This window comes from Novosphingobium arvoryzae (assembly GCF_014652615.1).
Lineage (GTDB): Bacteria > Pseudomonadota > Alphaproteobacteria > Sphingomonadales > Sphingomonadaceae > Novosphingobium > Novosphingobium arvoryzae.
The window spans coordinates 466,247-488,659 of sequence record NZ_BMZD01000002.1; the positions used below are offsets into that span (position 1 = coordinate 466,247).

The window sequence follows — 22,413 nt, forward strand, 5'->3', positions numbered from 1 at the left end:
CCTGCATCGGCCGGTGGTCCGGGTGACGCAAAGCGGCAGTTCCAGGATTTTTCCTGCCCCGTCGCGGCGCGTCGACAACGCAGGAGAAAAACAATGATCAAGCTCTTGTCCGCCACTGCCGCGATTACGCTGGGTGCCGGGATCGCGGTCGCGCAAACCACCACTGAAACCCCCGAAGCTGCTGTCGGCACTGGCATCGGCGCAGATGTCAGCGTCATGGCCAAGGCCCAGCGCGATGGCGAAAGCCGGGGCATTGGCACCGAGGTTTCGGCCATGGCCCAGGCACGCAACGCCGTCCGTGCCGAACAGCGGGGCGACGATGTTGCCGAAGACGCCGAAGACGGCACCGAGACGCGTGGCAAGGCCGCCCTCGCCGCCGATGTCGCTGCCGCCCGCGGCGAAAACCTCGCGGTGCGGGTCAACGCCGGAGCCGTCGCCGATCTGCGCGCCGCCCGCACCGGAGCGGCAGACGCCCGCGCGACGGGTACGGCCGCGCGCGAATCCGCCGCATCGGTCCGCACCGCCGCCATGGATGCGCGCGCAAATGCCAGCGCGGTGCGCGATTCGGCCAAGGCCATCCGCGAAACCGTGCAGGCCGTGCGCCCCGGGCGCGGCGGCTGACACCGGACGCGCAGTAGCGGAACGGAGCCGGGCGCAGACGGCTCCGTTCCCGTGCGCTCGCATTCAAACAGGGAGAATTTCCATGCGCCATGCCTTGCGCCCCACCTTCGCCGCCGTCTGCGCCGCGTGCGCCGGACTTGCAGCGGCCTCACCCGCACTCGCCCAGTCAGAACTGGCCGCCGATCCCGCCCCCGATACCCAGCTGTCCTTCACCACCGGCCTGGATTTCTCCGAAGGGGACTATGGCGCTCCGCTCGACACCAGAATCCTGGTCGTTCCGTTTTCGGCCCGGCTGAAAACCGGCGACGTCCGGATCACTGCCAGCGTGCCGTGGCTGCGGATCGACGGGGCCAACATCGTCGGTGGCGGGGCTGGCACCCCGATCGTGATCGATCCGGCCGCGCCGCGTTCCGTGCGCAGCGGACTGGGCGATGTTTCGCTGGGTCTGGCCTATGTCATTCCCGAGGACCGGCTGGGTATCGGCATCGATCTTTCCGGCCGGATCAAGCTGCCCACTGCCTCTGCCGCCAAAGGCCTGGGCACCGGCAAGGCCGACTTTTCGGGATCGGTGGAACTGTCGAGAACATTCGGCACCGTCACGCCGTTTGCCAGCGTCGGATATCGCCTGCCGGGCGATCCCGACGGGTTCGACCTCAAGAACACGCTGTTCGCCTCTGCCGGGTTCAGTGTTGCCGCTGGCAAGACGGTGCTCATCGCGTCCTACGATTACCGCGAAAGCCCCACCACGCTGGCGCAGGACAGCCATGAGTTGTTCGGCGCAATCAGTGTGCCGGTTTTGTCCAGGCTCGACCTTACGTTCTACGGATCGGGCGGGTTGAGCAAAGGCGCCCCCGATTACGGCGTGGGCGCGATGCTGACGCTGAAGGCTTTCTGAATCGCGGGCGGCAGGCGGGGGCCGTGCGGTCCCGGCTTGCCGCCCGTGTCTTATCCCGCTAATACAGCTTGCACTGCCGCGCATGTCACCCCATGTTGCAGCAAGAACCTGATTACCGGGAAGAACCAATGGCCACCACGCCCACTGCGACCGAGACCCCCACGATCACGCTGACCCCGCCCGATCCGGTGCCGGTGGTCGCGCCCGAACAGGCCGTCGGGCTGGTGCCCGTCGCGCCGGAAGCGAAATCGAAGCTGGACGCCAAGGTCGAGGCGTTCATTGCCGACCTCGTCGCTTCGGATGCCAACTCGCCCGAATTCGGCCAGAAGGTCGATCAGATCACCAACATGGGCCGCAAGGAAATCATGGCGGCGGCGGGGATGTCGAACCGCTTTCTCGACCGCCCGGTCCGCGCGATGGACAAGGACAACGGCGTGGGCGCCGACCTGGCCGAGCTGCGCCGCACGGTCGAGGAGCTTGATCCCGGCCGCAAGGGCAAGCTTTCTTCGGGGCGCAAGATCCTGGGCATCATCCCGTTCGGCAACAGCCTGAAGAAGTATTTCGACAGCTACCAGTCCAGCCAGGGCCACATTCAGGCGATCCTCGCGCGGCTCTCGTCCGGCAAGGACGAGCTGCTGATGGACAACGCCGCGATCGACGTCGAACGGCAGAAGCTGTGGGAAGCGATGGGCGCGCTGGAGCAGATGATCCACATCAGCCGCAGCCTTGACCAGCGGCTGGAGGACAAGGCCGCCGATCTGGACGCGACCGACCCGGCCAAAGCCAAGGCGATCCGCGAAACCGCGCTGTTCTATGTCCGCCAGCGCACGCAGGACCTGCTGACGCAGATGGCGGTAACGGTGCAGGGCTATCTCGCGCTCGATCTGGTCAAGAAGAACAACGTCGAACTGGTCAAGGGCGTAGACCGCGCCAGCACCACCACCGTCGGCGCGCTGCGCACGGCGGTGACCGTGGCGCAGGCGATGACCAACCAGCGGCTGGTGCTGCAACAGATCACCGCGCTGAATGAAACGACCGCCAACATCATCGATTCCACCGGCACGCTGCTGCGCGACCAGACCGGCAAGATCCACGAACAGGCCGCGTCCAGCACGATCCCGCTGGAAACGCTGCAACGCGCATTCCAGAACATCTATGACACAATGGACAACATCGACACCTTCAAGCTGAAGGCGCTGGATTCGATGAAGCAGACGGTCACCACGCTGACCAGCGAAGTCGAAAAGTCGAAAGGCTATATCGCCCGCGCCGAGGGGGCCGCGCAGGCTGCCAAGACGGCGGACAAGCCCAGCCTGTTGAGCCTGGAGGGCTGACTTGGCCGGAGAATCCACCAACTCTGACCTGATCCTGCGGCAGGCCCGCGCTGCACTGGTCAACCAGCGCGCGGGCGGGCGGCGCGCCGGGTCGATCGGCCAGCGCTCGGCCGCGCTGAAGCGCGAATACCGCCTGCGCAAGCTGATCCGCACCGGCATCGCGGTAACCGGCATCCTCTTCGCGGCCATGGTTGCCGGGTTGGTGATCGACGGGATCGGCGTGGTCGGCGTGATCGTCACCGCGCTGGCGATCTTCACCGCGATTGCGCTGTTCAGCACGTTTCCCAAGCTGAAAGTACCCGAAATGCGCGACCTGAGCGGGGGCGACGTGAAGTCGCTGGTCGGCCGCACGGAGCTGTGGCTGGAAAGCCAGCGCCCCGCCCTGCCCGCGCCCGCCGTCCAGCTGGTGGACCAGATCGGCGTGCAGCTGGATGCGCTGGGCCTGCAGCTGGACGGACTGGATGACAAGCAACCCGCCGCGGTCGAAGTGCGCAAGCTGGTGGGCGAGCACCTGCCCGGCCTCGTCAACACCTACACCAGCATCCCGCGCCATTTGCGCACCGAGCCGCGCGGCGGCCGCACCCCGGACGAGCAACTGACCGAAAGCCTGGGCAAGATCAGCGTCGAGATCGATAGCGTGACTCGCCAGCTGGCTGCCGGCGCAATCGACAACCTGGCGATCCAGACCCGTTATCTTGACTACAAGTACGGTGCGGCGCTGGACGAAGGCGAAAAGACCCCCTGATGCGTCTCACCGTTCCCCACACCCTTGGCCGCGAGGCCGCCGTCGCCCGCATCCGCGCGCGCGAGCACGAAATCGCCGACATCATGCCCAGCATGGCGAAAGTCACCACCGCGTGGTCCGGGGAGGACCGGCTGGACCTGCGGGTGGAGGCGATGGGCAAGACCATCCATGGCGCAGTTGAAGTGGGTGACGAAACGGTCAGCTTCGAATTCGATCTGCCCGCCGCCCTGTCCTTCGCCGAACCGATGATCCGCGCGGCGGTCGAACCGAGAGCGCAAAAGCTGCTCGCCTGATTCCTCCCCCTTGGGGAAGGAAGTCAGAGATCGCGCTCCAGCTCCAGCAGGCTGCGCGGGATGCGCAACTGGGAAGACGCCACCCGCGTTTCGGCCAAGAACAGCATCAGCGCCCACATCAGCAGGCCGATCGCGATCAGGAACAGGCCAGCCGCCGCGAATTGCAGTCGCACCGCCACGAATTCTTCGAGGAACAGCACCGCCACGGTCACGCCGATCGTCAACCCGCTCAGCACCATCAGAAAGATCGCGCGCGTGATCAGGTGGATGCGCCGGGCGATGGCGCGCATTTCGATCACCACGGCATCGTGATCCGGACCACTCGTGGCGGTATGCCGTTCCTGCAAGTGGCGTGACCGGTCCACAATCCGGCCCAGCCGGGTCGACAGCAGGTTCATGATGTTGCCAATCGCCACCAGCACGAAAACCGGGGCAAGCGCGAGCTGGATGGTCTGGGCGATCATGCCCCTTGCATAGGGGCGAACCGTGCCCAGATTCAATGCCCGAACACCCTCACGGAAAACGACCCGCCATGTCCGCACGAATTGCCAAGCCACTGCTTCTTGCCACCCTCGCCGGAGCCGCCCTGCTGTTATCGGGCTGTGCCGCGCTGGGGCCCAAGCACCCGGTCGGCAACGCGGCTGTGCCGCAGCCGGCCAAGGCGGTGGAACTGCCCCGCTATCTGGGGCGGTGGTATGAAATCGCCCGCTATGACCAGTCCTTCCAGAAGGGCTGCGAAGCGGTCAGTGCGGACTATGCCCTGCGGGAAGACGGCAAGATCAGCGTGCGCAATTCCTGCCGCAAGGCCGACGGCAAGGTTTCCGTCGCGAACGGCAAGGCCAAGATCGTGGACGCCGCCTCCAACGCGAAGCTGAAGGTCAGCTTCTTCGGCCCGTTCTATGGCGATTACTGGGTGCTCGACCGCGCGGACGACTATGCGTGGGCCATCGTTGGCGAACCTTCCGGTCGCTATCTGTGGCTGCTCGCGCGCGAGGCGACCCCCGCCCCCGACAAGGTCGAGGCGCTGATCGCCCGCGCCCGCGCGCTGGGTTATGATACGTCGCTGCTGATCCGCACGCGCCAGCCGTAAGGCCAATCAACGCCCGGCGCTCAGCGCCCGCTGGTCAGCAGCGTATCCACCACCGACGGATCGGCCAGCGTCGAGGTATCGCCGAGGTTCGAGGTGTCCCCTTCGGCGATCTTGCGCAGGATGCGGCGCATGATCTTGCCCGAGCGGGTCTTGGGCAGCGCGGGGGCGAAGTGGATCACGTCCGGCGTGGCGATGGGGCCGATTTCCTTGCGCACCCATTGCACCAGCTCCTTGCGGGTGTCCTCGCTCGGCTCCTCGTTGGCGTTGAGCGTGACATAGGCATAGATGCCCTGCCCCTTGATCTCGTGCGGCATCCCCACCACCGCCGCTTCGGCCACGCGGGCATGGGCGACCAGTGCGGATTCGACTTCGGCGGTGCCCATGCGGTGACCGGACACGTTGATCACATCATCGACGCGGCCCGTGATCCAGTAATAGCCGTCCTCGTCGCGGCGGCAGCCGTCGCCGGTGAAATACTTGCCGCGATAAGTGGTGAAATAGGTCTGGAAGAACCGCTCGGCATCGCCCCATACCCCGCGCATCTGTCCGGGCCAGCTTTGCGTGAGGCAGAGATTCCCCTCGGTCGCACCGTCCAGCACTGCGCCATCGGCATCGACGATCTGCGGCACCACCCCGAACATCGGCCTGGAGGCGGAACCGGGCTTCAGATCGGTCGCGCCCGGCAGCGGCGTGATCATCGCCCCGCCGGTTTCGGTCTGCCACCAGGTGTCGACAATCGGGCAGCGTTCATCGCCGACCACGCGCCAGTACCATTCCCAGGCTTCGGGATTGATCGGCTCACCCACCGATCCCAGCAGGCGCAGGCTCTTGCGGCTGGTGCGTTTTACCCAGTCATCGCCTTCGCGCATCAACGCGCGCAGTGCGGTCGGCGCGCCGTAAAAGATGTTGACCTGATGGCGGTCGACGATTTCCCAGAAGCGGCTGTGATCGGGATAGTTCGGCACGCCCTCGAACATCACCGTGGTCGCCCCGTTTGCCAGCGGGCCATAGACGACATAGCTGTGGCCGGTGACCCAGCCCACGTCCGCCGCGCACCAGTAGATTTCGCCGGGGCGGTAATCGAACACGTAGTGGTGTGTCATCGCTGCCCAGGTGAGGTAGCCGCCGGTGGTGTGCAGCACCCCCTTGGGCTTGCCGGTGGAGCCGGAGGTATAGAGGATGAACAGCGGGTCTTCCGCGTTCATTTCCTCGGCCGGGCAATCGGCGGACACGCTCTCGCGGTGATCGTGCCACCAGTGATCGCGCCCGTCGGCCATCGTCACAGCGTTGCCGACATGGCGCACGACCAGCACCGAGCTGACCGACGGGCAATGCTCCAGCGCGGCATCGACGTTGGCCTTCAGCGGCACCTGCTTGCCGCCGCGCATCCCGGCGTCGGCGGTGATGACGATGCTGCTGTCGCAGTCCTGGATTCGGCCCGCCAGCGCTTCCGGGCTGAAACCGCCGAACACGATGGAGTGGATCGCCCCGATCCGCGCGCAAGCCAGCATTGCCACCGCCGCTTCGGGGATCATCGGCAGATAGATCGTGATCCGGTCCCCCCGCCGCGCGCCCAGCGCCTTCAGCGTGTTGGCAAAGCGGCAGACATCGGCGTGGAGCTGGCGATAGGTCAGGCGGCGCTGGTGCTCGCTGTTGTCGCCTTCCCAGATGATCGCGACAGTATCGCCACGCTCGGCCAGATGGCGGTCAAGGCAATTGGCCGAAACGTTCAGCGTACCATCGGAAAACCACTCGATCCCGAAGTTGGCCTCGTCGAAACTGCACTGGCTGAGCTTGGTCCACGGCTTGATCCAGTCCAGCCGATCCGACTGTTCGCGCCAGAACGCTTCCGGCTCCGCGATGGAGCGGCGATACTGCTCCGCATAGGCGGCTGCATCTACGTAGGCGCGGCTGGCCCATTCGGCGGGGACGGGATGCAGGGTGGCCATGTGGTCCTCTCTCGGATTCGTGCTTTGGCCCAGTTAGGAACCGGAGGGCGCGCCAGTCAATCTTAAGACCCGTCAATCGTACCAGCGTTGCCGCCAGCCATACGTGGAGGCCACGGGGTTGCCTTGCGCGTCAGTCGCGGGCTTGAAGCGGAAGCGTTGCAGCGCCAGCGTGCACGTGATCGCATTGGCCTGCGCGTCCTTGCTGGGACGATGGATGCGGCAGGCGGTGGGCTTGCCCTCGGCGCTGACGGTGATGGCGATGATGACGTAATCGTCCTTGCGCAAGTCGCGCGTGTCGCGGGGATAGTCCTTGGCGGAATTGATCTCGCCCGCGATCTTTTCGACCTTGCGGGTAAGCCCCCCACCCGTGCCCGTGCCGCCTGTCCCGCTGCCGGTGCCGCTGCCCTGACCGCCCGCGCCGGTTCCGGCCCCGGCATCCTTCGCGCCGGACGAATTGGCGCTGCCGGTGCTGGCCGCCTTGGGCGCAGGGGTTTTGGCAATGTCCACCTTGGGCTTGTCGGCCTTCACCTCGCGCGCAACAGCCTTCTTGCCTGCTTCGGCAGCGGCTCCGGCGGGCTCCGGCTCCTTGCTCGGCTGCGGCGCGGGCGGCGGGGTCACCACCGTTACCGAGAACGTGGAGAGTACCGTCCGGGTCACTTGCGCGGTGAAATCGGGCGCGAACGCGCGGATCAGGCCCAGCAGCGCCGCCACGTGCAGCACCACCACCAGCACGACCACCCCCAGCCGGGTGCTGCGCGCGGTGGACAGGTCTGCCGGTTCATCCCCCATCGCTCAGTGGTGCCGCTTGCCGTGCTTTTCGCGGCGGAAATGGGTGTAGCTGTCCAGCACCTTGCGCATCGCCTCGACCGCCTTCTGCCGTTCCCGCTCGTCCTCGATCCGCGAGAGTTCGCGCTTCAGGCCGGTGACGAATTCGGCGTAGCTGTTCTGCCAGTCGCGCCCCAGCGCCTCGGTCAGGTCGGTGCGCCCGGTCTTGATCCGCCGCGCCGGGGCGGCGGGCGGCAGGACATAGCTTTCGCCGATTTCCGGGGTGACGATGGTGCCGCCCAGTTCGCGCGACTGGGCGAGCTGGCGCAAGGCTTCCAGCGCGCCCTGCTCGCCGTGGACCAGAAACAGGCTGCCCGCGATGGGCGCGCGGGCACTGATCCAGTCGAGCAGTTCGCCCTGATCGGCATGCGCGGAATAGCTGTCGATCCGGCGGATCGTGGCGCGGACCATCACGTCCTCGCCCGAAATGCGCACCCGCCCCGCCCCTTCCAGAATGACCCGGCCCAGCGATCCCGCCGCCTGATAGCCGACGAACAGCACCGTCGCCTCGCGCTTGTGCAGGTTGTGGACCAGGTGGTGGCGGATGCGGCCCGCCTCGCACATCCCCGACGCCGCCATGATGATCGCACCGGACACGGAATTGAGCCGGATCGATTCCTGCACGCTCTCGACGAAGTGAAACCCCGGCTGCTTGAAGGTCTGCTCGCGCGTGAAATCCTGCAGCTCCGCCGCGTGCTTTTCGAACACCCGGGTCGCCTGGCTGGCCAGCGGGCTGTCGATGAACACCGGCACGTTGGGGATTGCGCCCGCGTGCATCAGCTCCGCGATGTCCAGCAGCAGTTCCTGCGTGCGTTCCAGCGCAAATGTGGGGATCACCAGATTGCCGCCCCGCGCCAGCGCGCCGCGGATTTCCGCTTCCAGCACCTTGCGCCGCCCGGCAATTGTCATCGGTTCGCGCGCGCGGTCGCCATAAGTGCTTTCGCAGAGCACGTGGTCGAACCCCGACGGGCCTTCGGGGTCGGCATGGAAGGCCTTGTTGTCTGGCCCCAGATCGCCCGAACACAGCACCCGCACGCCGCCCGCTTCCAGTTCGACCGAGGCCGAACCCAGGATATGCCCCGCATTCCACAGCCGCGCCCGGATGCCGGGGACGGGTTCGAACCACTCCTCCAGCTCCACCGGGCAGGCCTGCCCCCAGGCGGCGATGGCGTCAGCCTCGGTATAGAGCGGGTCGAACGGGTCTTCGCCCGCACGGTCGCGGCGGCGGTTGCGCCGCGCGGTGTCGGCCTCCTGGATGCGGCCCGCGTCGGCCAGCATGTATTCCAGCAGGTCGGCAGTCGGCTGGGTGCACCAGATCCGCCCGGTGAAGCCTTCCGCCACCAGCCGCGGCAGCAGGCCGGAGTGGTCGATGTGGGCATGGGTCAGGATCACCGCGTCGACCTTGGCCGGATTGAACCCGAACGCGCCGGCGTTCAGCCCCTCCAGCGTGCGCGAGCCCTGGAACAGCCCGCAGTCGACCAGAATGCGCCGGTCCCCCAGCGTGAATTCATGGCAGGAACCGGTCACGGTGCGCGCGGCCCCGTGCAGCGTCAGGGTCAGGTCCTTGGTCATGCCCGCAGACTGCTCCTCTTGGCAGCCGGGAGCAAGCCTGCATCCGGTCAGGCGGCGCGCAGGCCCGATACCGCCTTGGCCCCGCGATCCTGCGCGGACAGCCCGTCGAACACCGCATCGATGATCCGCGCCAGCTTGTCGGTGGTCAGCTTGGGCATGATCAGTTCCATGGCCGCGATGTTGACGTAGACATTGACCATCTGGTTCACGAGGCTGAGCGCCTCGTCGACTGACAGGCCGGCGAAATGGCCCTCGCCCATTGCCTCGCCGATGATCTCCGCCAGGTAGTGATCGCCAAGATCGACATAGCTGCGGATCAGTTCAAAGTGTTCCTTGCCCAGTTCCACGTGCAGCGCGAAGGCGACGGGATCTGCTTCCCACTCCGCCTTCATCAGCGCAAAGCGGCGGGCAAAGAATTCGTACATCTTGCGGCGCGGCGGCAGGTCGCTGGCGACGACTTGTTCCATGATGTCCAGCTTGGGCTGGAACCAGCGCCCGGCCACGGCCTCGATCAAGGCCTCCTTGCTGTCGAAGTAGCGGTAGAGGTTGGCGGGCGACATGTTCGCGCGGGCGGCCACTTCCGCCACGGTCAGGGCAGCGGAGCCGCGTTCGTCGATCATGGCCATGACCAGATCGATCAACTGCTCCCGTCCGGCTTCGATATCGCTCTGCGGACGCGCCATTGATCCAACTCCCGGGTTGTCTTTCCGGTAAATATAAACGTGAAGGCCTGGAATTCAAGAAACTGTCTTATTCGCACAATACGCAACGGTGCCGCCCCATTGCCCCGCGCATCTGGCCGACCTAGGAACGCGTCATGATCGAATCCCTTCCGCGCCGCCGCCATCTTGCCCGCCTGCTGCCCGTGCTGCTGCTGCCCGCGCTGGCGGCCTGCGGCGCGCAGGGGCGCGTTGCCTCGACCGCCCCCGCCGCTGCACCGGTCACCGTGGGGATCATCGCGCTGAACGACTTTCACGGCGCGCTGGAGCCGCCGCGCACGGCGGTGCTGGTGCCCGATGGCAAGGGCGATGCCCGCCCGGTTCCAGCGGGCGGCGCAGCCTGGCTGGCAAGCGCGGTGGATTCGCTGCGCGCGCAGTATCAGCATTCCGCCACCGTCGCGGCGGGCGACCTGATCAGCGCGTCGCAGATCGCCTCGTCGCTGTTCCTCGATGAGCCGGCGATCGGGGTGATGAACCGCATCGGGCTGGATTTCAACGCGGTCGGCAACCACGAATTCGATCACGGCACGGATGAGCTGCTGCGCAAGCAAAGCGGCGGCTGCGCCCAGCATACCGCGCGCAAGCCGTGCCAGGTCGAACCGTTTCCCGGCGCGAAGTTCCGGTTCCTGTCGGCCAGCACCTACAAGGCGGATGGCACCACGCTGTTCCCGGCATCGGGCCTGCGCAGCTATGGCAAGGGCAAGCGCCGGGTCGAGGTGGGCTTCATCGGCCTGACGCTGAAGGGAACACCCAGCCTGGTTGCCCCCGAAGGCATTCGCGGGCTGACCTTTGGCGACGAGGCCAGCGCGATCAACGCCGAAGCCGCGCGGCTGCGGCGCGGCGGCGCGGACGCGGTGGTCGTGATGATCCACCAGGGCGGCTATACCAGCGGCTTGCCCAACCCCGACGGGTGCGCAAACCTGACCGGCGAAATCCGCCCGATCCTCGACCGGCTGGAAGGCGGGGTCGATGTCGTCGTGTCAGGCCACAGCCACTGGGCCTATGTCTGCGAATATGGCGCGATTAATCCGGAGCGGCCCGTCCTGCTGACCAGCGCCGGGGTCTATGGCCAGCTGGTGACCGACATCACGCTGGAAATCGACCCCAAACAGGGCCGCGTCGTGGCCCGCCGCGCCCGCAACGTGGTGGTGCAGAGCGATCCTTATGTTTCGCCGCGCGGCCCGGTGGAAACCGCCGCCGATCTGCCGCGCTTTACCCCCCGCCCGGATGTGGCTGCCTATGTCGGCAAGTATGTCGATGCGGCCAGGGACTATGCCCAGCGCCCGGTCGGACGGCTGGGCGGCCCCGTCGCGCGCGGCGAAGTGGCGGGTATCGGCAACCAGGGCGGATCGCTGGGCAACCTGATCGCCGATGCCCAGCTCGCCGCAACCACCGGAGCCGGGGCGCAGATCGCGTTCATGAACCCGTTCGGCATCCGCGCCTCGCTCAATCCTGCGGCGGATGGCGCGCTGACTTTCGGGGCGATCTATGCCTCGCAGCCGTTCAACAACACGCTGGTCACCCAGTCATTGACCGGGGCCGAACTGAAGGCGGTGCTGGAACAGGGGTTCGACGATGACGGGCCGCATCAGGTGCTGGCCCCGTCGGCGGGCTTCACCTACCAGATCGATCGCAGCCGCCCGATCGGCCAGCGCATTACCGCGATGGCGCTGAACGGCCAGCCGATCGATCCCGCGGCGACCTACCGCGTCACCACCAACAGCTTTCTGGCAGGCGGCGGTGACAGCTTTACCGTGTTCACGCGCGGGCGGGATTCGGTCAGCGGGATGCCCGATATCGACGCGCTGGAAGCCTGGCTGAAGGCGGTGCCGCCGCGCCCGGTCCCCAGCGAGGAGCGCGTCACCCGCGCCGACCGCTGACCCGGCTGGGGGCAGAAACGCAGCCGGATCGCGGCGCACCTGCAACGGGTGCGGACAAACGACTCGCCTTTCCGCGCGAAACCGGCTAGGCGGCCTTCGCACTTGCGGCATAAACGGCCTATCGCGAAAGTTCAGGTCACTTGCCGTGCAAGGCTGTATACCAATCCCCTTGGACAGCTTCCTGACCTGTGCAGGCCATGCCTGCTGACTTGCGAGATATATGACTTTCAACGGAATTCCCGACGCCCTGAGCCAGGCATTGACCGGCCATGGCTATACCGCCCTGACCCCGGTCCAGTCGGCGGTGATCGAAGACGAAGCGCGCGGGCGCGACCTGGTGGTTTCTGCCCAGACCGGTTCGGGCAAGACGGTGGCCTTTGGCATCGCCATGGCCGACGAACTGCTGGCCGAAGGCGGCGTGTTGCCCCCCGCTGGCGCACCGCTGGCGCTGGTGATCGCGCCGACGCGCGAACTGGCCCTGCAGGTCGCGCGCGAGCTGGACTGGCTCTATGCCGGCACCGGCGCGAAGATTGCCGCCTGCGTTGGCGGGATGGACCCGCAGCGCGAACGCCGCACGCTGAACTATGGCGCGCATCTGGTGATCGGCACGCCCGGCCGCCTGCGCGACCACCTGGAACGCGGCGCGCTGGACCTGTCGGCCCTGCGCACCATCGTGCTGGATGAAGCGGACGAAATGCTCGACATGGGCTTCCGCGAAGACCTTGAGGAAATCCTCGACGCGACGCCGGAAGGCCGCCGCACGCTGCTGTTCTCGGCCACCATGCCAAAGCCGATCGTGGCGCTGGCCCGCCGCTACCAGAACGAGGCCGTGCGCATCTCCACTGTCGGCGAAGATCGCGGGCATGGCGACATCAGCTATCAGGCAATCACCGTTGCCCCGGCAGACATCGAATCCGCCGTGGTCAACCTGCTGCGCCTGCACGAGGCTGAAACCGCCATCCTGTTCTGCGCCACGCGCGACAACGTCCGCCGCCTGCACGCCACCTTGCAGGAACGCGGGTTTGCCGCCGTCGCGCTGTCGGGCGAGCATAGCCAGAACGAGCGCAACAACGCGCTGCAAGCCCTGCGCGACCGCCGCGCCCGCGTGTGCGTGGCGACCGACGTGGCCGCGCGCGGGATCGACCTGCCCTCGATCACGCTGGTCGTGCACGTGGAAATTCCGCGCGATGCGGAAACGCTGCAGCACCGTTCGGGCCGCACGGGCCGCGCCGGCAAGAAGGGCACCGCGGTGCTGATCGTGCCGTTCCCGCGCCGTCGCCGGGTGGAAATGATGCTGCGCGGCGCGCGCATCCCGGCCGAATGGGTTGAGGCACCGACGCCCGAAACGATCCGCGCGGCGGACCGTGAACGGCTCATGGAAAAGCTGCTGGAGCAGGTCGAGGCCGAACCCGACGATCTGGAAATCGCCCGTGCGCTGCTGGAACAGCGCAGCGCCGAAGACCTCGCCGTGGCGCTGGTCCGCTCGTATCGCGCCTCGCTGCCGCAGCCGGAAGAACTGATTGCCGGCACGCCCGACGCCCAGCGCGCCGCGCAGATGGACAAGCACCGCCCCGGCTTTGACGACGTGGTGTGGTTCAAGATGGACGTGGGTCGTCGCCAGAACGCCGATCCGCGCTGGATCCTGCCGGTGCTGTGCCGCCGCGGGCATATCACCCGCAACGAAATTGGCGCGATCCGCATCGCCGCCAATGAAACCCACTTCCAGATCCCGCGCGCCATCGCCGACCGCTTCCTGCAGGCGGTCGAGCGCACGGCCGATCAGGATGGCGAGGACGAAAGCGGCATCCGCATCATCGCGTCGGAGGAAAGCCCGCGCGAAATGGCCCGCACCAACCGCCACGCCGGTCCGCGCGAGGGCACAAGCCGCGACCGCCCGGCCCGCGATGCGTGGCCGCGCAACAATGGGCCGCGTGAGCACGCTCCTCGCGAGCGCGCACCGCGTGAACATGCGCCGCGCCCTGAGCGCCGCGAAGAATATCGCCGCGAGGAAACCCCGCGCGAGGACGCCCGCCCCGCCCCGCGCAAGCAACTCGCCGCGCGGCCGTTCAGCGAGCGTCCGCAGGGCGACCGGCCCAAGCCGCATGGCGCAAAGCCGTTCGGCAAGGGCCGCGCCGGCCCCGGCGGCAATTTCCGCAAGGGTCCACCGCGCAAGGGGCCCCGCCCCTAAGGATCAGATTGGCCGGATCGCCGTCACTTCGATGGCATCCGGCTGACCGCCGAAATCGGCGAAGTCCCCCGCCTCGCAGCCCAGCAGGGCGCGGGCGAGCGGGGCAGTGAAGGCAATCCGCCCCTCGCCCGCATCGGCCTCGTCATGGCCGACGATGTCCAGCACGCGCGGGTTGCCGTTCAGGGTAAAATCCACCCGGCACCCGAACGCGGCCACCGTGCCATCCGGAACCGGCACGAGCTGCGCCGTCGCCAGCCGCTGCTGGACATAGCGCAAGTCACGCTTCGCCGCGTTCAGCGCGGTTTCCTCGGTCTGGGTCGCCACCAGCGCCGCCAGTTCCGCCTCGCGCGACTTCAGCAAATCCAACCCGCGCGCGGTGACCAGGTTCGGTCCCGGCGGGATCGGCACCTCGAACTTCGGCTCAAGGTGCTCCTCATCCCCGTCGCGGCGAAAGGCGACGCTCATGCCGTGGCCGCCTGCGCCGCTTCCAGCGCCTCGCCCGCGTCGAGCCAGGCCAGTTCCGCCGCCTCCAGCTCCGCCGCCACCTTGCCGCGCCGGATCGACAGTTCGCCCATCTTCAACTTGGCCAGATCGGCCCGCGCACCGGCGGGATCGAACATGGCCCGATCAATCTCGCTCAGCAGCGCCTGTGTCTTGGTAAGCTGCGTCTCGGCCTCGGTCAGCTTCTTCTTGAGCGCGCGCAGTTCCTCGCGCGCCTGGGCGCTGGCGCGGCGGTCCTGCTTGCCGCCTTTCGCCTTGCCATCACCCGCAGAGGCATCCTTCGGCTGGTTCCGGCCCAGCACGAAATCGATGTAATCCTCGATACTGCCGGGATATTCCTTCGCCGTCCCGCCATCGACCAGTACCAGCCGGTCGGCGGTCAGCTCCACCATGTGCCGGTCGTGGCTGATCAGGATCACGGCGCCGGTATAGCTGTTGAGCGCCTGCACCAGCGCCTCGCGCGCATCGACATCCAGGTGGTTGGTCGGCTCGTCCAGGATCAGCAGGTGCGGCGCATCGCGCGTCACCAGCGCCAGCGCCAGCCGCGCCCGCTCTCCGCCAGACAGCGTGCCCACCTGCGCGGTCGCACGGTTGCCGGAAAAGCCGAACCGCCCCAGCTGCGCGCGCACGGCAGCGGGACTGGCCCCCTCCATCGCGCGGGTCATGTGTTCCAGCGGGGTGGCGTCTCCGGCCAGTTCCTCCACCTGATACTGCGTGAAATAGCCGATTTGCATCTTGCCCGATGCGGCCAGCGATCCTTCCATCGGGGTCAGCTGCGCGGCCAGCAGGCGGGCCAGCGTGGTCTTGCCGTTGCCATTGCGGCCCAGCAGCGCGATTCGATCATCCGGATCGATCCGCAAGTTCAGCCGCCGCAGGATCGGGGTGTCCGCCGCATAGCCGACCGAGGCCAGGTCCAGCGTGATCAGCGGCGGGCGCAGCTCGGTAGGGTTGGGGAAATCGAACGCCAGCGACGGGTCCTCGATCAGCGCGGTGATCGGCTGCATTTTGGCCAGCATCTTGGCGCGGGACTGCGCCTGCTTGGCGGTGGAGGCACGGGCGCTGTTGCGCGCGACATAGTCCTGCAGCTTCGCCCGCTGTGCATCCTGCGCGGCCTTGGCGGCGGCGAGCTGCGCCGCACGCTCGGCGCGCTGGCGTTCAAAGCTGTCGTAGCTGCCGGGGTAGAGCGTCAGCTTGCCGCCCTGCAGGTGCAGGATATGATCGACCACGTTGTTCAGCAGGTCGCGTTCGTGGCTGATGACGATCAGCGTGCCGGGATAGGACTTCAGGAAATTTTCCAGCCACAGCGTCGCTTCCAGGTCGAGGTGGTTCGACGGCTCGTCGAGCAGCAGCACGTCGGGCGCGGAAAACAGCAGCGCGGCCAGCGCGACGCGCATTTTCCAGCCGCCCGAAAAGCTGTCGAGCGGGCGGCCCTGCATCTCCTCGTCAAAGCCCAGCCCGATCAGGATGCGCGCGGCGCGCGACGGGGCGCTGTAGGCGTCGATTGCCAGCAGGCGTTCGTGAACATCCCCCAGCCGGTCGGGATCGGTGCAGGTTTCGGACTCTTCCAGCAGCGCCAGCCGTTCCACATCCGCGGCCAGCACCGTGTCGAACGGGGTGGCGGTGCCGCTGGGGGCTTCCTGCGCGATATAGCCCAGCCGCATGCCGCGCGGCATGTCGATCTCGCCCTCGTCCGGTTCGATCTCGCCGATGATCGCTTTCACCAGCGTGGACTTGCCCGCGCCGTTGCGGCCGATCAGGCCCACTTTCCCGCGCGGGGGGATCGCCGCGCTGGCGCGCTCGATGATATCGCGCCCGCCGAGGCGCACGGTAAGACCCTGGATCGTCAACATGGCCGCGCGCCTAGCAGGTGCGCGGCCAAAGCCCAAGCCGCCAGACGGAAGTCGGACGCTGTTTCAGCAACCCTGAAACAGCCGCGGCACCGGCCTGCTTCAACCTGAATACAATCAGAAGCTTTTCGGCATCCCCAGCACGTGGGTGCCGACATGGCTGAGGATCAGGTTCGTCGAAATCGGCGCGACCTGATAGAGCCGGGTTTCGCGGAACTTGCGCTCGATGTCGTATTCCTCGGCAAAGCCGAACCCGCCGTGAGTCTGGATGCACATGTCGGCGGCGAACCAACTGGCTTCGGACGCGACCATCTTCGCCATGTTCGCCTCGGTGCCGCAGGGCTGGCCGGCTTCGAACTTGGCGGCGGCATCGGCCACGACCAGCGCGGCGGCATTCATCTGGACATAGGCGCGGGCAATCGGGAACTGGATGCCCTGGTTCGATCCGATCGCCCGGCCGAACACGGAGCGTTCCTTGGCATAGGCGGCGGCGCGGTCGATGAAGAACTTGGCATCGCCGATGCACTCCGCCGCGATCAGGATGCGTTCGGCATTCATGCCCGACAGGATATAGCGAAAGCCCTTGCCCTCTTCCCCGATCAGGTTTTCAACCGGAACCTTCAGGTCGTCAAAGAACAGCTCGGTCGTCGCATGATTCAACATCGTGCGGATCGGGCGGATGGTCAGGCCATTGCCCACCGCTTCGCGCATGTCGACCAGCAGCACGCTCATCCCGTCGGACGACCGCGCGCACTCCTCGCGCGGGGTTGTCCGGCACAGCAGCACCATCAGGTCCGAATGTTCGGCCCGGCTGATCCAGATCTTCTGCCCGCTGACGACGTAATGATCGCCTTCGCGCCGGGCAAAAGTGCGGATGCGGGTGGTATCGGTGCCGGCGGTCGGCTCGGTCACGCCAAAGGCCTGCAGACGCAGCGAGCCATCGGCCACGCCCGGCAGGTACTTGGCCTTCTGCTCCACGCTGCCATGCTTCAGCAGGGTGCCCATCGTGTACATCTGCGCATGGCACGCGCCGCCATTGCAGCCAGAACGGTGGATTTCCTCAAGTATCGCGGTTGCCGCGCCCAGCCCCAGACCGGAGCCGCCGAATTCTTCGGGAATCAGGACAGAAAGGAACCCGGCCTCGGTCAGCGCGCGGACGAATTCGGTCGGATAGGTCCGGTCGCGGTCCAGTGCCTGCCAGTAGCTGCCGGGAAAATCGGCGCAGAGGCGGCGCACCGCATCGCGGATTTCAGGGAAGGTCTCATCGCTCATCGGGATCATCCTCTTAAGATTCGGTGGCCAGCGCGGCGGCCAGATCACGCAGCGCGCGGCCCAGCGCGCGGATCCCCTCCGCATCGCGCGAACCGGCAAACAGCGAGGCCGACAGACAGAACGCGATCGGCTCGCCCGGAATGACACAGGCGATGGAGCAGATGCCCGCGTGGCCGAACCCGTCATCCACAGCATACCCCGCCGCGGCGGCCGCGCCGACCTGCACCGCGTAGGCCGGGAAATCGAGCGGGCGCTGCCAGCGCAGCGCGGCATAGCGGCGGGCCAGTTCACCCTCGTCGATGCGCTGCGCCGCTGCCAGCGCGCGCCCGGTGCTGCCCCCGCCGAACGGCTGGCGCTGGCCCACGACCATGTGGATGCGGGTGGCGGAATCGCTTTCCCCCAGCGCGACCAGTTCCAGCCGCTCGCGTCGGTCCAGCCGCCACAGGCCGGTCGCGGCGTCGTGGGTCTGGGCGAACCGGTCCAGCAGCGGCTGGGCACGGGCGATCACGCGGGCCTGCGCGGTATCGAGCAGCGCGGTCAGCCCGTTCCATTCGGCAGCAAGGCGATAACGCTTGCCGTTTTCGGCCTCCAGCGCGCCTTCGGCCACCAGCGTGCGCAGCAGGTTAAGGCAGCTGGACAGCGAGAGGTCGGTCGCGCGGGTAATTTCGGAGAGGGTCAGCGCGCCGCCATTCTGCGCCATCAGGCGCAGGATCGTGAATGCCTGCGAAACGGAGCGGACGGGACCGGACATGGCCCCTTCCTATTTTTCAGGATAGTGAAATGCAATCCTGAATGATGAAAATTGGCCGACTGTTCCGCGCTCAGGCCCGCCCGGTGCTGCTAGACAGCAGCGCGGGATCGACCCCTTCGGCCTGCCACGCGGCTTTCCAGCGGGCCGAAACGGGCGTGTCGAACACGATTTCGGGCCGTCCGGTCGCGGCATACCAGCCGTGCGCCTGCATTTCGGCTTCCAGTTGCCCCGGCGCCCATCCGGCATAGCCCAGCGCGACGATCCAGCTTTCAGGCCCTTCGCCAGCAGCAATCGCCTGCAGCACATCCCGCGAAGCGGACAGCGCGCCCAGCGGTCCGGCCTGGATCGTGCCGGGCCCCTCCCATTCGGGCGAATGCAGCACGAACCCGCGCTGCGGCTCCACCGGGCCGCCTTCGTGGATCACGCGGTCCGGGGCCATGCCGGGGGCGATCCCGACATCCTCCAGCAATTCGTGCAGGCGCAAGCCGTGCTTGATGCGGCCCACACCGATGCCCAGTGCGCCATGAATGTCATGCACGCACAGCGCGATCACGGCATGGTCAAAGCGCGGATCGCCCATGCCGGGCATTGCCAGCAGCAAGCGCCCGGCCAGGTACTCGGATGTCATCATGCGCGTCAGGCTATCGCGCCCGACGCGAGTCCCCAAGAGCCATTGGCGCGGTTCGTCGCAGCTTTCAGTCGCGTGGCAGCAGATGCTTCTGGACTTTGCCCGATGCGGTGCGCGGGATGCTGTCGGTCAGCACCACGCTGGCGGGAACCTTGAACTTGGCCAGCCGCGCGGTGCAGTGCGCGATGATCTGCTCCTCGGTCAGCGTTTCGCCCGCTTTCACGATGATGAAAGCGCGCCCGACTTCGCCCCAGCGTTCGGACGGCACCCCGATCACAGCTGCTTCGGCCACTTCCGGCAGTTCCGCCAGCGCGGCCTCGACCTCAGCCGGATAGACGTTTTCCCCGCCGGAGATGTACATGTCCTTCTTGCGATCAACGAGATAGAAGAACCCGTCCGCGTCCATCATCGCGGCATCGCCGGTCTTGAACCAGCCGTCCTCGAACGCCTTGGCGGTCAGTTCCGGCTGGTTCCAGTAACCCTGCGTCACGCTGGGGCCGCGCACCCACAACTCGCCGGTTTCGCCCTGCGGAACATCGTTGCCCGCATCGTCGACGATCCGGGTCTGCACCCCGATCAGCGGCAAGCCGCAGCTGCCCGCCTTTTCCAGCAGGCGCGCCTCATCCAGCACTGGCATGGCGAAGTTCGATCCCGTCTCGCTCATCCCGAAGCCATCGGAAAAGCGGATGCCGGCCTTGGCAAAGCGTTCGACCTGCGCCTTGGGATTGGGCGCGCCGCCGGTGACATAGAGCTTCAGCCCGTGCAGCTTCTCCGGCGTGAAATCGGGATGCTGCCAGATCACGGTCGCCATCTGCGGGACCGAGAAATAGTGAGTTACCCCAAGGTCCCGGTCGGCCATGCGGGCGATGGTCCTGGCCGCATCAAACCCGGCGCTGATCCACACTGTCCCGCCGCACAGGATCGGCACGCGCGCCGCTGCAAACAGGCCCGCGGTATGGAACAGCGGCATGTCGCACAGGAACACGCTGTCGTGGCCGACCAGGCTGCCGTGGATGAAATTGGTGGGGCCCCAGAACGCGTTCGCCTCACTGATCATCACCCCCTTGGGGCGGCCGCTGGTGCCGGACGTGTAGAGCAGCGTCGTGGGCTCCTCCCACCCGCGCCGGGCGCTGGCGGGCGCGCGGGCACCGGCGCTGCCCAGCGATTCCAGATCGGCCAGCAGGTGGCGCGGCGCGGGATCGTCCGGCACGGTGAATTCGGCATCGTGGAAGATCAGGCTTGGCTCCGCATCCGCCATCAGCGCGGCGATTTCGGCCGTGGCGAGCCGCCAGTTGTAGGGCACGAAGATCGCGCCCGCGCGGGTGCAGGCATGTTGCAGCACCAGCATGTTGGGATGGTTGCGGGTCAGCGTTGCCACGCGCTTGCCGCTGGCCGCACCCAGTTGCTCCACCAGCCAGGCCGCGGCCCGGTCAACCGCGCGGTCCAGCTCCGCCCAGGTCCAGCGCCGCCCCGTCTCGCAGCAGCCCACCGCCAGCCGCGTGGGCGTGGAAACCGCGTAAGTGCGGATCGAATCGATGATGATCGACGACATAGGCGTGGCTCTCCCAGGGGTTCGGCATATGATCCGTTACAGTGACATAGCTGGAAAAATGCTATGGTCAATAACAATAGCCGTGGTAGCGTATCCGTGGAACGGACTTGCGCCGGACTCGATATTTTGTATGCATTGCCTACTAAATAACATAGAGTGAAGACAACCAGAATCGCCTTTGGAGAGAGGGATCACCATGAACGACATGACCACGATCGATCGCACCCAGCGCGCCTATTCGGCCGCCGCGCAGGCGTTCCTGGCGCGCAAGCCGGCGCTGTTCATCAACAACGAATGGGTATCCTCCAGCCACGACAAGACCATTCCGGTCGAAGACCCCTCCTCGGGCAAGATCGTCGGCCATGTGGTCGATGCCTCTGACAAGGACGTGGACCGCGCCGTGGCCGCCGCGCGCGCCGCGTTCGACGATGGCCGCTGGTCGAACCTGCCGCCGATGGTGCGCGAACGCACGATGATCCGGCTGGCCGACCTGATCGAGGCCAACGCCGACGAGCTGGCCGAGCTGGAAGCCATCGACAACGGCAAGCCCAAGACCATGGCCGGCGCGGTTGACGTGCCGGGCGCCGCCGCGCACATCCGCTTCATGGCCGGCTGGGCCAGCAAGGTCAGCGGCGAAGTGACCACGCCCTACACCATGCCCGGCGGCACGGTGTTCGGATATACCACTAAGGAGCCGGTCGGCGTTTGCGCGCAGATCGTGCCGTGGAACTTCCCGCTGCTGATGGCCTGCCTGAAGATCGCCCCGGCACTAGCCGCAGGCTGCACCACCGTGCTGAAGCCGGCCGAACAGACCAGCCTGACCGCGCTGCGACTGGCCGACCTGATCGCCGAAGCGGGCTTCCCCGCGGGCGTCGTCAACATCATCACCGGCAACGGCCACACCGCCGGGGACCGCATGGTCAAGCACCCCGATGTCGACAAGGTGGCCTTCACCGGCTCGACCGAAATCGGCAAGCTGATCAACAAGAACGCCACCGACAGCCTGAAGCGCGTGACGCTGGAACTGGGCGGGAAATCGCCGGTGGTGATCATGCCCGACGTCGATGTTGCCACCGCCGCCCCCGGCGCGGCAGGGGCGATCTTCTTCAACTCCGGCCAGGTCTGCGTCGCCGGTTCGCGGCTCTATGCCCACCGCTCGATCTTCGACCAAGTGATCGAGGGCGTTGCCGCGACCACCCCGTTCTGGGCTCCGCGCGCCAGCCTTGATCCCGAAGCGCACATGGGCCCGCTGGTGTCGAAGGAACAGTTCGACCGCGTGATGGGCTATATCGAGGCAGGCAAGCGCGACGGCGCCAGCGTGGCCGTGGGCGGCGATGCAGCTGCGGCCGACGGGGGCTATTACGTCAACCCGACCGTGCTGGTCGACGTGAACCCGCAAATGAGCGTGGTGCGCGAGGAAATCTTCGGACCCGTCGTGGTCGCCCAGCGTTTTGACGATCTGGACGAAGTGGCCAAGTCCGCCAACGACACCTGCTTCGGCCTGGGCGCGGGCATCTGGACCAAGGACGTCGCGACAATGCACAAGCTGGCGTCCAAGATCAAATCCGGCACCGTGTGGGGCAACTGCCACGCCGTGATCGACACCGCGCTGCCGTTTGGCGGCTTCAAGGAATCTGGCCTCGGCCGCGAACAGGGCCGTCAGGGCATCGAAGCCTACATGGAAACCAAGACGGTCATCATCCAGCTGTAATCCGGCGCGCGGGGCGGCGCTAACGCTGCCCCGCGCGGTT

General features: G+C 67.0%; 20 protein-coding genes. 9 read left to right on the plus strand and 11 right to left on the minus strand.

The features are described from left to right. Positions 1-93 precede the first annotated feature (93 nt). The 5 genes from IE113_RS05585 (at position 94) to IE113_RS05605 (ending at position 3,888) form a co-directional block, all read left to right on the plus strand. Positions 94-621: a hypothetical protein gene (locus tag IE113_RS05585; protein WP_189539423.1), complete on the plus strand. Its 528-nt coding sequence runs from the start codon at positions 94-96 to the stop codon at positions 619-621. Positions 622-703: 82 nt separating this feature from the next. Beyond that, positions 704-1,516: a hypothetical protein gene (locus IE113_RS05590; RefSeq protein WP_189539424.1), complete on the plus strand. Its 813-nt coding sequence runs from the start codon at positions 704-706 to the stop codon at positions 1,514-1,516. Between the two features lie 128 nt (positions 1,517-1,644). Next, a complete protein-coding gene (locus IE113_RS05595; RefSeq protein WP_189539425.1) occupies positions 1,645-2,850 on the plus strand; it encodes a toxic anion resistance protein in 1,206 nt (401 codons plus the stop codon). A 1-nt stretch (position 2,851) separates the two neighbouring features. Next, positions 2,852-3,595 carry a hypothetical protein gene (locus tag IE113_RS05600; RefSeq protein WP_189539426.1) on the plus strand — a complete coding sequence of 248 codons (744 nt, stop codon included), beginning with the start codon at positions 2,852-2,854 and terminating at the stop codon, positions 3,593-3,595. Further along, positions 3,595-3,888, plus strand: coding sequence for a polyhydroxyalkanoic acid system family protein (locus IE113_RS05605; RefSeq protein WP_189539427.1), 294 nt, complete (start codon positions 3,595-3,597; stop codon positions 3,886-3,888). The genes IE113_RS05600 and IE113_RS05605 overlap by 1 nt, the downstream gene beginning before the upstream one ends. Positions 3,889-3,911: 23 nt before the next feature. Here the strand turns inward: IE113_RS05605 and IE113_RS05610 are convergent, their stop codons facing one another. Then, a complete protein-coding gene (locus tag IE113_RS05610) occupies positions 3,912-4,352 on the minus strand; it encodes a DUF2721 domain-containing protein (RefSeq protein ID WP_189539428.1) in 441 nt (146 codons plus the stop codon). A 68-nt stretch (positions 4,353-4,420) separates the two neighbouring features. Between IE113_RS05610 and IE113_RS05615 the strand changes: the two genes are divergently transcribed. After that, positions 4,421-4,978, plus strand: coding sequence for a lipocalin family protein (locus IE113_RS05615; protein WP_189539429.1), 558 nt, complete (start codon positions 4,421-4,423; stop codon positions 4,976-4,978). A 20-nt stretch (positions 4,979-4,998) separates the two neighbouring features. On the opposite strand, the gene acs is transcribed toward IE113_RS05615, so the two are convergent. From acs to IE113_RS05635, 4 genes are all read right to left on the minus strand, one after another. Beyond that, positions 4,999-6,927 carry an acetate--CoA ligase gene (acs, locus tag IE113_RS05620; protein ID WP_189539430.1) on the minus strand — a complete coding sequence of 643 codons (1,929 nt, stop codon included), beginning with the start codon at positions 6,925-6,927 and terminating at the stop codon, positions 4,999-5,001. A gap of 72 nt (positions 6,928-6,999) precedes the next feature. Continuing rightward, positions 7,000-7,716, minus strand: a complete 717-nt coding sequence (locus IE113_RS05625) for a TonB family protein (protein ID WP_189539431.1) — start codon at positions 7,714-7,716, stop codon at positions 7,000-7,002. Between the two features lie 3 nt (positions 7,717-7,719). After that, positions 7,720-9,324 (minus strand): MBL fold metallo-hydrolase, encoded by a 1,605-nt coding sequence (locus IE113_RS05630; protein WP_189539432.1) that lies wholly within the window; start codon positions 9,322-9,324, stop codon positions 7,720-7,722. A gap of 47 nt (positions 9,325-9,371) precedes the next feature. Further along, entirely contained in the window at positions 9,372-10,007 is a 636-nt protein-coding gene (locus IE113_RS05635; protein ID WP_189539433.1) for a TetR/AcrR family transcriptional regulator, read from the minus strand. Positions 10,008-10,141: 134 nt separating this feature from the next. Between IE113_RS05635 and IE113_RS05640 the strand changes: the two genes are divergently transcribed. After that, the gene (locus tag IE113_RS05640) at positions 10,142-11,923 is read left to right on the plus strand and encodes a bifunctional metallophosphatase/5'-nucleotidase (RefSeq protein WP_189539434.1); all 1,782 of its coding nucleotides are present in this window, start codon (positions 10,142-10,144) and stop codon (positions 11,921-11,923) included. Between the two features lie 220 nt (positions 11,924-12,143). Then, a complete protein-coding gene (locus IE113_RS05645; RefSeq protein ID WP_189539435.1) occupies positions 12,144-14,111 on the plus strand; it encodes a DEAD/DEAH box helicase in 1,968 nt (655 codons plus the stop codon). A gap of 3 nt (positions 14,112-14,114) precedes the next feature. Here IE113_RS05645 and IE113_RS05650 read toward each other — a convergent pair whose 3' ends face one another. The 6 genes from IE113_RS05650 to IE113_RS05675 all read right to left on the minus strand — a co-directional run bounded on the left by IE113_RS05650 (position 14,115) and on the right by IE113_RS05675 (position 20,662). Continuing rightward, complete coding sequence (locus IE113_RS05650; protein WP_189539436.1) at positions 14,115-14,576, minus strand: GreA/GreB family elongation factor; 462 nt, start codon at positions 14,574-14,576, stop codon at positions 14,115-14,117. Beyond that, a complete protein-coding gene (locus IE113_RS05655) occupies positions 14,573-16,462 on the minus strand; it encodes an ABC-F family ATP-binding cassette domain-containing protein (RefSeq protein WP_189539437.1) in 1,890 nt (629 codons plus the stop codon). Before IE113_RS05655 ends, IE113_RS05650 begins: the two co-directional genes overlap by 4 nt. Before the next feature lie 114 nt (positions 16,463-16,576). After that, complete coding sequence (locus tag IE113_RS05660; RefSeq protein ID WP_189539438.1) at positions 16,577-17,731, minus strand: acyl-CoA dehydrogenase family protein; 1,155 nt, start codon at positions 17,729-17,731, stop codon at positions 16,577-16,579. 13 nt (positions 17,732-17,744) lie between these two features. After that, positions 17,745-18,482: a helix-turn-helix domain-containing protein gene (locus tag IE113_RS05665; protein WP_189539439.1), complete on the minus strand. Its 738-nt coding sequence runs from the start codon at positions 18,480-18,482 to the stop codon at positions 17,745-17,747. A 70-nt stretch (positions 18,483-18,552) separates the two neighbouring features. Then, entirely contained in the window at positions 18,553-19,113 is a 561-nt protein-coding gene (locus tag IE113_RS05670) for a YqgE/AlgH family protein (protein ID WP_189539440.1), read from the minus strand. Positions 19,114-19,177: 64 nt separating this feature from the next. After that, on the minus strand, positions 19,178-20,662 hold the full coding sequence (locus IE113_RS05675; RefSeq protein WP_189539441.1) for an AMP-binding protein: 1,485 nt from the start codon (positions 20,660-20,662) through the stop codon (positions 19,178-19,180). A 196-nt stretch (positions 20,663-20,858) separates the two neighbouring features. On the opposite strand from IE113_RS05675, the gene IE113_RS05680 reads away from it, so the two are divergent. Beyond that, positions 20,859-22,373: an aldehyde dehydrogenase family protein gene (locus IE113_RS05680; RefSeq protein WP_189539442.1), complete on the plus strand. Its 1,515-nt coding sequence runs from the start codon at positions 20,859-20,861 to the stop codon at positions 22,371-22,373. The last annotated feature ends 40 nt before the right edge of the window (positions 22,374-22,413 follow it).